This window comes from Aeoliella fuhlenseeensis, assembly GCF_052161615.1.
In the GTDB taxonomy this organism is placed as follows: Bacteria; Planctomycetota; Planctomycetia; order Pirellulales; family Lacipirellulaceae; genus Aeoliella.
Genome location: NZ_CP197417.1, coordinates 2,582,771 through 2,595,392, shown reverse-complemented (window position 1 = coordinate 2,595,392; position 12,622 = coordinate 2,582,771). Strand labels below are relative to the sequence as shown.

Below are 12,622 nucleotides of genomic sequence, written 5' to 3'. Positions count from 1 at the left end.
GGCTAGTTAGCCTTTCGCGAAGCCTCTCTTTAATTGCTCTGCTTGCTCTCGAATCTCTACAAGTTCGCTTTCGCTCTTGCGCTCCAGGTTCTTCAGCTGCATCGCCATGCGATTGTTACCCTTGAGTCGCTGCTCGTTGCGGTCGAGAAAGTCCCAGTACAGCGTGGTGAAGGGGCAGGCGTCTGCGCCCGTTGCTTTCGCCGGGTTGTAGCGGCAGCCCGTGCAGTAGTTGCTCATCCGCTGGATGTAGTTGCCACTCGCCGAGTACGGTTTGCTGGCCATCACCCCGCCGTCGGCGTATTGCGACATGCCAAGCGTGTTGGGTAGCTCGACCCACTCCACCGCGTCGACGTACACCGCGAGGTACCACTCGTGGACCTGCTTAGGATCGACACCCAAGAGCATCGCGAACAGCCCCGTAACCATCAGCCGCTGGATATGATGGGCGTAGCCGTATTCCAACGTCTGGCCGATGACCTGCTGCAAGCAGTGCATGTCGGTTCCGCCGGTCCAGTAGAAGTCGGGCAGCGGCGCGGTCGCACCGAGGGCGTTGCGATCCAAGTAATCGGGCATGAAGTGCCAGTAAATGCCGCGAACGTACTCCCGCCAGCCGAGTATCTGCCGAATGAAGCCTTCGACACTGGCGAGCGGGGCGTGCCCGGCGTGGTAGGCTTCCTCAGCCGCGGCGACGACTTGGCGGGGATCGAGCAGCTTGAGATTCAGCGACGAAGAGATCAGCGAGTGGTACAGGAATGGCTCGCCCGTCCACAGCGCGTCCTGATACTGTCCGAAGTGTGGCAAACGGTGTTCGATGAATTCGTCGAGTGCCCGCTTAGCCTGCGAAGGCGTGGTCGGCCAATTGAAGTGCTCGAGCGTGCCGGGGTGAAAGCGATAGCGGTCGTTGACCAGCTTCAGCACTTCCTGCGTTGGTCCGTGAGAGCGAAAGCTTGGCACCGGTGGCACATTGCTCGGCCCCTGCTTGCCGAAGCTGCCACGGTTGTCGCTGTCGTAGTTCCACGACCCGCCGATGGGTTCGCCATCGTCGTCGAGCAGAACGCGGTGCTTCTTCCGCAGTTCGCGGTAGAAGAACTCGAGCCGAAGTTGCTTGCGGCCTTTAGCGTGCGCGGCGAACTCGTCGGGCGTCGAGTAAAAGTGCCGATCGGTAAGCACAGTCAGCGGCAATCCGGAGGCTTCGGAGGCTCTCTCAATCTCTTGCTGCACGCGATACTCCCCCGCTTCGACCATCACCACTTCGCGTGGGCGGTGGCGACGAACAGCATCCGCAAGTTCCTCGGCAAGGGACGGCTTGGTGGGTTTGTCGAGCGATTGATAATCCACCCTATAGCCATCGGCCACGCGGGCATCGCGGTAATGACGCATCGCTGCGAGGAACAAAGCGATGCGAGCTTTGTGCGACCAGACGTGTTTGGCCTCGCCTTCGACTTCGGCCATCCACAAGACATCGTTTGCCTTGTCAAACTCATCGAACACAGCCGAGTCGGCATTCAATTGATCGCCTAGCACAATCACCAGGCGATGGCAGCTCTTCTTTTCGGACATTACGACACGCAACTACGGAATCAAGCTATTGTTACTTGGATACCGTAGCGCGAAGTCCGGCGAGCGACCACTCAGTTTTCGGCTTTCCGAGGCTGTGTGAGCAGCGACACCACGACGACCACCGCAAACCCGAGCGGTATGGTGACGATGCCCGGTTGGCTGAAGGGCATGGGGGCGTCGGCGGCGGGGAGGCCATAAATCTTGTCGTAAGTGTCACTCGACAGCAGGATCCACGCGAGCGAACTGAGCATGCCAACGACAATGGCGACGGAAACCCCCGCGGCGGTGACGCGTTTCCAAAACAGGATCATCACGAGCGCGGGCAAATTGGCTGAGGCGGCAACGCTGAACGCCCAGCCGACCAGGAAGTTCACGTTCAAATTCTTGAACAGGATCCCTAGCGCGATCGCAATGGCACCGACGACGACCGAGGCGATCTTCGCGACGCGGACTTGCTGCTGCCCGGTGAGTTCTTCGGCGAGCAAACTCCCAAACAGATCATGGGCGATGGCGCCGGCCGACGCGAGGATCAACCCGCTCACGGTGCCAAGCACCGTAGTAAACGCGATCGCCGAAATAATGGCGAACAGCGGTTCGTTGATGCTCCGCGCCAAGAGCGGCGCGGCCATGTTGCTGTCCGTGGGATCGAGCGCCCCGCTGGTCATCGCACCGAGGCCGAGATAAAGCGTTAGCACGTAGAAGAAACCAATGGTCGTAATGCCAACGATGGTACTCTTGCGCGCGGCGGCTTCGTCTTTCACCGTGTAGTAGCGAATCAGAATGTGCGGCAGCGACGCGGTGCCGCAGAACAGCGCCAGCATCAGCGACAGAAAGTTGAGCTTGTCGACGAAGTACTCGCTGCGAATGCCGGAGAAGGTGGGGCTCTCGCCGGGGCGTAAGACTTGGCTACCGGGCGTTGGTTTTTGATAGAAGATGGTTGTGGTGCTGCCGTCGTCCTCGATCACTTTCTTGCTCGGCCACAGTACGACTTCGCTCTCTTGCAGCGTGCTGAAGAACGACAGCGGGCCGAGCGGACCGGTGCGCTCTTCGCCGCCCGGTAGTTTACTGATGCGACCAACGGGAATCAGATCTCGCTCGCCTGGTTTATTGCCGTGCGGCACTCCGCCGATAAATACCTTGCCATCAGCGGTCACCGTCTTCATCTGGGCCTCTTCGACCATCACTTGATCGTCCCCGACGGACCGCAGGTGCCAGATGTTGACGCCACCCTCTGGTCGAACGGTTTGCAGGAAGGGCAAATCCTTCCAAGGTCCTTCGGCGGGCAGAACTTTGGGATTGCCAAGCTCTGAGGATGCCTCGACATCGGAAACAACCGTGTTTTGATCAAATGGACCTGCCGAGGCGAACTCGTGCCCTTCGGCACCGCGGGGTTGTGTATCGAAACCTCGCATAATCAGCAGCACGGCCAGAATGCTACTAAAGAGCACCAAGAGCGCCCCCTTCAGAAACTGCACCCAAGTCGTCGACACCATGCCGGCGGTGACGACGATGAGAACCACCACGGCACCGACCATCATGACGCCAACCCAGTGGGGGAAGCCTAACAAGGGCGTGACAAGTGCGCCTGCGCCGACCATCTGCGGAATCAAATAGAACACGCTGACGGCCAGCGTGCTGATGCCCGCGGAGATACGGATGCTGGGGGACTGGAACTTCGCATCGAGGGCGTCGGCGAAGGTGAACTTGCCGAGCCGCTTCATCGGTTCGGCGATTACGAACAAGGCGACGATCCAGCCGGCGAGGTAACCGATCGAGTACAAGAACCCGTCGTACCCGTAGAACGCGATCATGCCGCAGATGCCCAGGAACGACGCGGCCGACAAGTAGTCGCCAGCGAACGCAACGCCGTTGACGAACCACGGAATCTGCCCGTGGGCGGCGAAATACCCTTGCGACGATTTGGCCGTCCGGCCCATGTAGAAACTGATGCCAAGCGTCACGGCGACGAACGCCGCGAACACGATGATGGCCATCCACGAGGCTTCGTAAATCACGACTGCGGCTCCTTGCTATCCGGAGTGCGGCAAAGAAAGCCGTAGAGGAATGCCAGGAGAATCGCCGCGACGATGAGCCCGAAGCCATACCAGATGGCGAGGTTCACCCCCATCGCCGGCGTCCACTCCATCGCCTCGGGGGCGAACGCATTGAGGAGCACGAAGCCGCCGTACAGCAGCACGTAGAGCGCGAAGAGCCACAGCCCGATGCGTGCGTTTCGTTGGATCATGTTTGCCTGGAGAAGAGAGGAGGGACCTCGGAAGGTCCCGCGAGAAGTCACAAGCTAAGCACTGACTCTCACACAGAAGGCAATACCTTCCGGCTAGGGCGGTTTACGTATTCTTTCCACCCACAACGCGGGCGTGTTCGACCAGGTCGGCTTCTTCGAGCGCCGCGAGGAACGGCAGGTTGCGGTACATGTCTTCGTAGTCGAGACCGTAGCCCACCACGAACTCGTCGGGGATGTTGAACGCCACGAAGTCGGGCTCGGCGACCACTTCCTGCCGGCCATGCTTGCGAAGCAGTACGGCGCTGCGAAGCGAGGTCGGCTCGTACTCGCGCATCTTCTCCATCACCTTCACCAGCGTGTGCCCCGTGTCGAAGATGTCGTCCACAAGCAACACGTCGCGGCCGCGGATGTCGAGCATCAGTTCGTCATTTACGGAGAGCTCGCCGCGAGTGGTGGTAGCTCCGCGATAGCTGCTCGCCGCGATCACTCCCACGCGCATCGGCAGGTCCAGCAGGCGGATCAAGTCGGCCACCAGCACCAAGCTACCGGTCAGCACGCCGACGATGGTCAGATGCTGATCTTCGTAGCAGCCCGCGATCTTATCGGCCATCGCCGAGACGCCTTCGTGCAACTGCTCGCGGGAGAAGAGGGTTTTCATCGGGTAGCACTCGTCACAGTGGGAATTAGGAAAACCGCCGAGTATACCCGATTCGCTACGAGGTTGTCAGTTGGCCGCGGCGCCAAGGGCTTCGGCCGCCGCGGGGGCGGAATAGAGCAAGCTGGCGATGGCCGCGGTAAGGAACGAGGCGAGCGTGCCACCGATCATCGCCCGCAGACCCAACCGCGCGAGGTCGCCACGGCGCTCGGGAGCCATGCCACCGATGCCACCAAGCTGAATGCCGATGGACGAGAAATTCGCGAAGCCGCAGAGGGCAAACGTCATCAGGTAGCGAGTTCGTTCGGAGATTTGAACCGCGCTATCCGCAGCGGCCCATTCATCAAGCCGCGTGTAAGCCACAAATTCATTGGTGCCCATCTTGAGACCCAGCAACTCACCGGCCCGCGCGGTGTCGCCGGCTTCGATGCCGATGAGCCACGCAACGGGTTGGAAGAGCGTTCCCAGAATGCCCTCGATCGTCCACGGTGCTGGGTTCTCGGGCGTGTTCCTGCCCGCCGCTTCCAGGCTCCACCAAAACGCGTCGCCAAGGCCTCCGAGAACTAAATTCATCACTGCGAGCAACCCCAAGAACACAATCAACATGGCCCCAACGTTAAGCGCCAGCTGCAAACCACCAATGGTTCCGTTGGCAATAGCCTCTAGTACGTTGGCGCTTTCGTCCTTGACCTCAACCTTCACGCTGCCGCGGGTCTTTGGTTCCTCAAGTTCTGGCTGCATGATTTTAGCGAGCATTAGCGCGCCCGGTGCAGAGATCACCGATGCCGCCAGCAGGTCGCCTGCGTTGAATCCCATCCCCGCGAGTCCACCGAGCACGCCCCCCGCCATCGTCGCGAAACCACCCACCATCACGGCGTTCAGCTCCGACGTGGTCATCGAACTGATGTAGGGCCGAATCACCAGCGGGGCTTCGGTCTGCCCGACGAACACGTTCGCGGCGGCCGACAGCGTTTCAGCCCCAGATGTACCAAGCGTTTTCTGCATTACCCAGGCCATGACGCCGACTACCCACTGGATGACTCCCATGTAGTAGAAGATTGACATCAGCGCCGAGAAGAAAATGATGGTCGGCAGGATCTTAAAGGCGATGAAATGCTCGGTGAAGTCGCCGCCGAAGACGAAACTCGAACCTGCATCGACCGAGTCAATTAGCTTGTTGAAGACAAAATTGACGCCGCTAAAGAGTGCCTCCCCATACGGCGTCAGCGTAATGAAGGCGGCCAGCAGCACTTGCAGGACGAGGCCACACGCCACAACGCGCCATGGAAAGTGGCGTTTGTGCGAACTCATGAGCCAGGCGAGGCCGATGAACGTGGCAATGCCGAGCAGGCTGACGAAGCGTTCCATGGAGGGGAGTACTCTCTGTGTGAAGTCCGAGGTGAACGATCCGCCATGGAAAGAATGAAACGCTACGCTCGCGGACCGCGTGGCGGTCCGGCTATGGCACTATCTGTCGGATTAGCCGAGTGTGTTGAAGATGCGGTCGCCGGCGTCGCCGAGGCCGGGGACGATGTACTTCACATCGTTGAGCTCCGGGTCGATCTTACAGACATACACCTGCACTTCGGGGAACTCGGAGACGACGTTCCTAATTCCTTCTTCCGAAGCAATAATCGACAGCAGCTTGACCTGCCCGACTCCCCAACGACGGAGCGTCTCGAGCGCAGCAAGCATCGAGCCACCAGTCGCCAGCATCGGGTCGACCACCAGCGCCACGTCCACCGGGCGACCTGGTGGGAGCTTGCTGTAGTACTCGACCGGCTGCGCGGTATCCTCGTCGCGGTAAAGCCCGAGGTGCCACACTTCGGCGGTCGGGATCAAATCGAGCACGGGGTCGACCATCCCAAGCCCGGCACGAAGGATTGGAATCAAACCAATTCGCTGCGAGAGCTTCCCACCCGTGGTCTTGGTAAGCGGTGTCGTCACCGGCACGGGTTCGACGGCCAAGTCCTGCGTCGCCTCGTACGCCAGGAGGGTCGCGAGTCGCCGAACGTGGGAACGGAATGACAACGGCTGCGTGGCGACGTCGCGAAGGGCGGTCAGGTGGCACTCGATGAGCGGGTGCGAAACTTCGAACACGCCCGAGGCGAGCGTATGCGCCAACGGTGGCTGGCTAGAGGTCATGGACATCGAATCGCGACTCCCGCAAGAAAGGAAACCGATATCGGGCCTGCGAACGCGCGTACCCGACTCCACCACCTGGCTGGCCATTCTAGCCGCGGGCCGAGCGCATGTTAAGAATCGACGCCAAGAAAAACCGACCGCAATTGCCCGCAACCGGCGGGCGGGACGGATCGCCGGTCGCTACAATGCCCCTATTCCGCAGGCTCCCCCACACCCGTTCACGGACGTTTGCTCCATGCGTTCTGCTTTCTATTTTCTAATCCTCGGCTTGTCTTGCACAATCGCTTCCGAGGCCGCTGCGGTAGAGCTGAAGAAGCCGCCTGGCTCGATTCGCGTGGCAACCTACAACGTGTCGATGTATCGCGATCGCGAAGGGCAGTTAGCGGAAGACTTGGAGAAAGGGGATAACCAAGCGCGAAGCATCGCCGAGGTCCTCCGCCGGGTTCAGCCAGACGTGTTGTTGCTCAATGAGTTCGACTTCGACCAGACGGGGCAGCCTGGAAAGAGATTTCTGCGCGACTACCTCGGTCGTGGTGACAATGGGCTGGACCAACTTCTACTCGGCTCAGCATTCTACCGACCCGTGAATACTGGCGTGCCCTCTGGCCTAGACCTCGATAACGACGGCATTCCAACGGGGCCCGCCGACGCCTTTGGATTTGGTCGCTATCCCGGACAGTACGGCATGAGGTTGATCACGAAGTTCCCGATCGACCTCGACTCGGCGCGGACGTTCCAGAAGTTCCTCTGGAAAGACATGCCCGGCGCGAAGCTTCCCGTCGACCCGAAGACAGGCGAGTCGTACTACTCGCCCGAGGTACTCGACATCTTCCGCCTGTCGTCGAAAAGTCACTGGGACGTGCCGGTGGAAGTGACGATCGGCGACACGACGCGAACCATCCACCTCTTGTGCGCGCACCCAACGCCGCCGGTGTTCGATGGCCCCGAAGATCGCAACGGGCGGCGGAACCACGACGAGATCCGCCTGTGGGCCGACTACATCACCCCCGATAAGAGCGACTATCTGGTTGATGATCGCGGTAATCGTGGTGGACTCGCCGAGGGCGAGTCGTTTGTGATCCTGGGCGACCTGAACGCCGATCCTGTCGATGGCGACTCGGGAGGTGACAACATCGGCCAACTTCTCAAGCACCCGCGCGTAAACGCCACCTTCACCCCCGCGAGCGACGGCGCTGTCGACGCCAGCGCCAAGCATGCGGATCTAAACAGCAACCACCAAGGCGATGCAAAGTTCGACACCGCCAACTTTAGTGGCGATGGTCACGGCAACTTGCGAGTCGACTACGTGCTGCCATCCCGCGACCTCACCGTCGTGGGCTCTGGCGTTTACTGGCCCAAGGAAGGTGAGCCCGGCAGCGAAGCCATCCTGGCCACCGACCACCGGCTGGTATGGGTCGATCTAGCGTTTCCGACGGAAGATAGCCAAGCCGGTGACGGCAAGACCGAGTAGCACGAACGTCGAAGGCTCGGGCACCACGGCGAATCGCGTGGCAAAGACGTACTCGGCAATGTCGCGACCCAGGTACGTGCCATCGACTTGGTCGAACATCCAGTGGACGCCCAAATAAACGCGGCTCGTGGCGTTCTCGCCTTCGGGCGAGTTCTCCAGGCCGATGTTGATGTCGCCCACCTGCGTGAAGGAATCGAACGTGCGAGTGAATCCCGAGCCCGCTTCCGCGGAGTTGAGAATGTACTCGAGCGTCACTTCGTCGTCGCCAAACATCGCGTCGGCGGCGGCAAAGTCGTTTGTGCCGAAGAACAATTCCAGCGCCCGGAAAGTTGCCCCTCCCATCGTGGCATGGCCCGAAGTGTAGGAAGGGAAGGGGGGTGTAAAGTCGTCTTCGTTCAGCGGATCGTCTGGATCGTTGTGCTCCGACCCAGGAGCGCCGAGCGGTGCCCAGTCGGGATCGCCCACGGTCATTGGATTGCCGTCGGCATCGGCCATCCCGCCCGCACCACCTTCACGAATGCCGCTAACGGGGCGCCAGAAGTTCGAGTCAAACTTGATATCCCACGATGCAATCGCCGCGTCGGCCATCGCCATGGAGGTCATGGCAAAGAGGCGTGCATTCTCTTCCTGCGACGTTCCCACCTGCAACGCAATATCGCGAATGTTCTCCGCAAACATCACGGGCGGAGGTCCCATCGCGGCGCGATCGTAGGCCCAGAAAAGGCCAATTTGAGTTTGGTCCGCGGTGCGAGACGTCGGTGTATCATCGGGACCGTAAGTGGTGCTCGCGCCGTAGTTCTTTACTTGATCGAAGGCGGCCGCGTACTCGGCACTCGTCAGCTCGGGCGGGCCTGGCGGAGCAAACTGCGTACTGCTGTTGAGCACAAACGGCGAAACCGTTCCCCACGCCGGCCCCCATGCTTCCTGGGGCCCGTGCATCGGATCGCTTCGCCATTCACCGGGCTGCGTCCCTTCGGGCCATGGCTCGAGCACGTTCGAGTTATCCGCAGCGCGATTCGATAAGTATTTGGCGGCGATTTGCTGACCCAGCGCGATACCAGCGGCCTTCGAGGGACTGTCCGCCATGCCGCCCAGGCTGGTGGTGAGCTGATTGCTAAGCGTCGCTGCACGCAAAGGATAACAGGCCAAGAGAATATCGTGCGCCGCTTGCGCCGCCGCGGCTTCTTTCGAAGCATCGGTGTGCATTTCGTTAAACATGAACGGCTGATGCGTGCGATTGACCGACTGGAAAGCGTCGTACATCGCGCCGTTGACCATCGCCAAGCTGCGCGTCGACCAGCCCGGGTTGGCCTTAGAATCCACGTTGACGATGCCATCTTCTTGCATCACGTGGCATAGGTTCTGATTCCATTCGAGGATAACGTCGGATCGCACCTCGCCAGCAAAGGGTAAGAGTAGCGCGGCGGAAAGTAGTGCTCGTCGAATCATCGGTTGACCTCTTCTGTTCCTCGACCTCAGGTGCTGACGCAAGGAATCGACGCGGACGCGAACCGGGACAACAAACGGCGACGAACGAGCCGCAACGAGACCCAGAGAGAGGGAATCGAGCTGCCTGACCAATCGAAGATGCCGTGCCGGTGGGCTACGAGCGTGCGATTAGAAGCGTCAGGCGATTAGGCATCTCTTCGGGTGAATTGCCACCGGGAAGGTAGCGAATTTTTTGAGCAACCGCGCCAGCCCTGTGGACGTGCGGCTACCCCTACTCAACTCATTTTACTTAGAGTCTCAGACTCTGCAATGCTTCATTAGGGAAAAAGCATCAATTACGTACCCCACCAGAAAGGGGCCGAACTCGGCGTACCGGGCACTCGCTTCATCAAACCGCATTTGGTACACGATATCCTTCAAATACTCCGGGTTTGCCCCCCACAGCGTGACGCCCCACTCCCAGTCGTCGAGCCCCAGGCCGACCGTAATCAGTTGGCTTACCTTGCCGGCGAACGCCATTCCGCTGCGGGCGTGCTCGCTCATCATGCGGTTTCGCTCCTCCTTGGACAGCGTAAACCAATTCTCGCCCGTCTTCCGCTTCTTGTTCATCGGGTAGAAGCAGGTGGCCCGGTAGGGGGGAAATTCTGGGGTCAACCGCTGGCGGTTCATCGCCCCCAAACGGCCTTCGTAGGCCTTTACCTTGGCATTCCAGGCGGGTGAATCACGGGTTTCACCCTCTTCGATCAGCCGGTCGCCGTACTGCTCGACGCTGGGGACGTACTCGCTGATCTCGGTCATCGAGACGAACGAGTACCCGGGCCGCAGCGCCACGCCGAGTGGCGAAGCCATGAGCCGCTGGTGCACCGCGTCGATTTTCAGGGGATCGACGTCCATCATCATCACGCCAAAATCCGCCTTATGGCCGCTTACAATCGTGGTTTGCAACCGCGTGGGGGCCTCCGGGCCCGCGGGGTCGAGCGCCTCGGCGAACTCCTGCCGGCCTCGCTCCAAGGTCTCGGAATCGAGCGATGCGAGTACGCCGCGATCGAACGAGTAGTAGAAATGGCTGCAATGCCATCCTCCGTCAGCCGGATGCAAGGGATCGACGGCGGGAGACTCGGACGGCATGGGGCGGGACATGGGGCGAACCTCGTGGCGAGGGGCGGACGGGCCAAGAGCGGCCGGACCAACCAGCCCGGCCCGATGAGCCTGGCCCTAACAGAAATAGCCCTTACAGATCTTGCAAGGGAAAAAGCGACGCGGACGGGACTCGAACCCGCAACCACTGGATCGACAGTCCAGTACTCTAACCAATTGAGCTACCGCGCCAGGTTGTTTCGCAGGAAGGCGAGCGACACGGTCTTCGCGTCACTCACTACCTGAGCCCGGCATTTTAGACAGAGGACCGCCGGACCGTCAATCGTACCCTACGACTGGAATTAGGACTCTTTTTTGAGGCCCCAGGTTCAGGCCCAAGACGACCTAAAATGTGCGGTGCTCCCGGCTGTATCGGGTGGACCGCCGACGCCGATTGTGCGGCCGGCCATTTCCTAGCCTGGGGCTCTGTTTCCCGCCGGCTCCTGGGGCTGCGCGGGCTAAACTTCAGCATCAGATACCTTTTCACTGGTACCTCTTCACTGACGAGGGCTTCTTGGATGGACGCTGTTTACACCACGGTCATGAGCTACTTCGACTCCGCCGTCGGCAACACCTGGGGTTGGTTCAACTCGTTGTCGCGAGAGGAGTGGGTGGTCGTCCTCGGCGTCGCCGCGGCGTGCGGATTTCTCTGCATGCGTGGATTCAGCGCCAAGGCCAACTTCTAAGTTAGCTCTGCCCATTTCAGTACAAGGCCGATTTAAGCATAGGACTCGCCTTCGATGGACGTTTTCGATTGGGCAACAGGTTTTCTCGTAGGCATTCCCGCCACGATGGGTTTGGCCGCCGTGGCCCTAATCGGCTACCTGTTTGGCCGCAGCACCAGCAACATCCCCCAGGCCAGCCTCAATGCCGTTGGTCCCCGCGAACTGCATCGTGCGGCACGAATCGCGCGACAGCTCGAAGACACCATCGAAGAACTCCGCCAGCAACTCGCCGAGCATCGCACCTACGTCGACCGATTCAAAGAAAAGGTGGCCGAGGCGGCGACGCACGAGCATCGCTCGGCGCTCGAACTGCTTTCGACCGAGTCCGAACACATTATCATGCCAACGCTTCGCCTGGCGTCGCGGTTGTCGCACGCTTATGACGAGCTCCGCCAACAGTCGCAAGTGCTGTCGAACTTCACCGAGGGCCGCACCGATCCCGTCACCGGCCTTGGCAACACGCCGGCGCTTGAAGAACAACTCGAACTCGCCCTGGGCGACCGCGTTCGCGGTGGTGCCGCGGCGAGCGTGGCGCTAGTGAGTGTCGATCCGCCGTTGGACTCGGTCCCTGGCACCGACGCGCATCGTGAGTTCGTGAAGCGGATCGCAGGCGAGATCGAACGCTGCGTTCGCGGTCACGATTACGTTGCACGACTGGGCGGCGTGGAGTTCGCCATCCTGATGCCCAAGACCACGTTGGCCGGAGCGCGTGTTTTTGGTACCCGGCTGCGGAAACAGTTGCTCAAGAACCGGGGCATCCTGGCCGGCTGCGGCATCGCCGAGGCCATGCCTGCAGATACCTCTCAATCGTGGCTGTCACGAGCCGATTCGGCTCTTTACAGCGCGCGAGCAGCGGGTGGAAGCAGCCAGTTTCTGCACACTGGCGAATCGTTGTACATGGACAATGTGCCGATTGAATCGCCACAGCCGACGCCCGAAGTGGACATCGAGTTGGCAGAGGTGTGAGCGACACGAAATTAATCCCTTGTCCCACTCCTTAGGCCTTGAACGGCATGCCGTTCGCTCGAAGCGACGCGCCAGTTTTCGTGGCGAAAGGCTTACCAAGCGGGGGGTAGTTTGTTGACCCCCGGGGGTGGGTGCCCTACATTACAGATGGCGGGCGGAACGGTTCTTCTGTCGCCTCGCCGGGCTCCACAGCGGAGCCTTGCATCGCCCCGAAGGACCGCGGTCGCTCGCCACTCACGGAAGCATCTATCGGCAAGTGCTTTCACATA

General features: G+C 60.6%; 11 protein-coding genes and 1 tRNA gene. 3 read left to right on the top strand and 9 right to left on the bottom strand.

Annotated features, from left to right (window positions below):
- Window positions 1–6: 6 nt before the first annotated feature.
- From SH292x_RS10125 to upp, 6 genes are all read right to left on the bottom strand, one after another.
- Window positions 7–1,560 (bottom strand): cryptochrome/photolyase family protein, encoded by a 1,554-nt coding sequence (locus SH292x_RS10125; protein ID WP_442485488.1) that lies wholly within the window; start codon window positions 1,558–1,560, stop codon window positions 7–9.
- A 71-nt stretch (window positions 1,561–1,631) separates the two neighbouring features.
- Window positions 1,632–3,575 carry a sodium/solute symporter gene (locus SH292x_RS10120; RefSeq protein ID WP_442485487.1) on the bottom strand — a complete coding sequence of 648 codons (1,944 nt, stop codon included), beginning with the start codon at window positions 3,573–3,575 and terminating at the stop codon, window positions 1,632–1,634.
- Window positions 3,572–3,805 carry a DUF485 domain-containing protein gene (locus SH292x_RS10115; protein ID WP_442485486.1) on the bottom strand — a complete coding sequence of 78 codons (234 nt, stop codon included), beginning with the start codon at window positions 3,803–3,805 and terminating at the stop codon, window positions 3,572–3,574. The genes SH292x_RS10120 and SH292x_RS10115 overlap by 4 nt, the downstream gene beginning before the upstream one ends.
- Before the next feature lie 103 nt (window positions 3,806–3,908).
- Window positions 3,909–4,463, bottom strand: a complete 555-nt coding sequence (gene hpt, locus SH292x_RS10110) for a hypoxanthine phosphoribosyltransferase (protein WP_442485485.1) — start codon at window positions 4,461–4,463, stop codon at window positions 3,909–3,911.
- A gap of 66 nt (window positions 4,464–4,529) precedes the next feature.
- Complete coding sequence (locus SH292x_RS10105; protein WP_442485484.1) at window positions 4,530–5,828, bottom strand: NupC/NupG family nucleoside CNT transporter; 1,299 nt, start codon at window positions 5,826–5,828, stop codon at window positions 4,530–4,532.
- A 111-nt stretch (window positions 5,829–5,939) separates the two neighbouring features.
- Window positions 5,940–6,611, bottom strand: a complete 672-nt coding sequence (upp, locus tag SH292x_RS10100) for a uracil phosphoribosyltransferase (RefSeq protein WP_442485483.1) — start codon at window positions 6,609–6,611, stop codon at window positions 5,940–5,942.
- 229 nt (window positions 6,612–6,840) lie between these two features.
- On the opposite strand from upp, the gene SH292x_RS10095 reads away from it, so the two are divergent.
- Window positions 6,841–8,076, top strand: a complete 1,236-nt coding sequence (locus tag SH292x_RS10095; protein ID WP_442485482.1) for an endonuclease/exonuclease/phosphatase family protein — start codon at window positions 6,841–6,843, stop codon at window positions 8,074–8,076.
- Here the strand turns inward: SH292x_RS10095 and SH292x_RS10090 are convergent.
- The 3 genes from SH292x_RS10090 to SH292x_RS10080 all read right to left on the bottom strand — a co-directional run bounded on the left by SH292x_RS10090 (window position 8,026) and on the right by SH292x_RS10080 (window position 10,854).
- A complete protein-coding gene (locus tag SH292x_RS10090; RefSeq protein ID WP_442485481.1) occupies window positions 8,026–9,525 on the bottom strand; it encodes a PEP-CTERM sorting domain-containing protein in 1,500 nt (499 codons plus the stop codon). The genes SH292x_RS10095 and SH292x_RS10090 overlap by 51 nt on opposite strands.
- A 297-nt stretch (window positions 9,526–9,822) precedes the next feature.
- Window positions 9,823–10,665, bottom strand: coding sequence for a hydrogen peroxide-dependent heme synthase (gene hemQ / locus SH292x_RS10085; protein WP_442485480.1), 843 nt, complete (start codon window positions 10,663–10,665; stop codon window positions 9,823–9,825).
- A 115-nt stretch (window positions 10,666–10,780) separates the two neighbouring features.
- Window positions 10,781–10,854, bottom strand: a tRNA-Asp gene (locus SH292x_RS10080).
- Window positions 10,855–11,180: 326 nt separating this feature from the next.
- On the opposite strand from SH292x_RS10080, the gene SH292x_RS10075 reads away from it, so the two are divergent.
- Window positions 11,181–11,348 (top strand): hypothetical protein, encoded by a 168-nt coding sequence (locus SH292x_RS10075; RefSeq protein WP_442485479.1) that lies wholly within the window; start codon window positions 11,181–11,183, stop codon window positions 11,346–11,348.
- 54 nt (window positions 11,349–11,402) lie between these two features.
- The gene (locus SH292x_RS10070) at window positions 11,403–12,353 is read left to right on the top strand and encodes a GGDEF domain-containing protein (RefSeq protein WP_442485478.1); all 951 of its coding nucleotides are present in this window, start codon (window positions 11,403–11,405) and stop codon (window positions 12,351–12,353) included.
- Window positions 12,354–12,622: the final 269 nt, after the last annotated feature.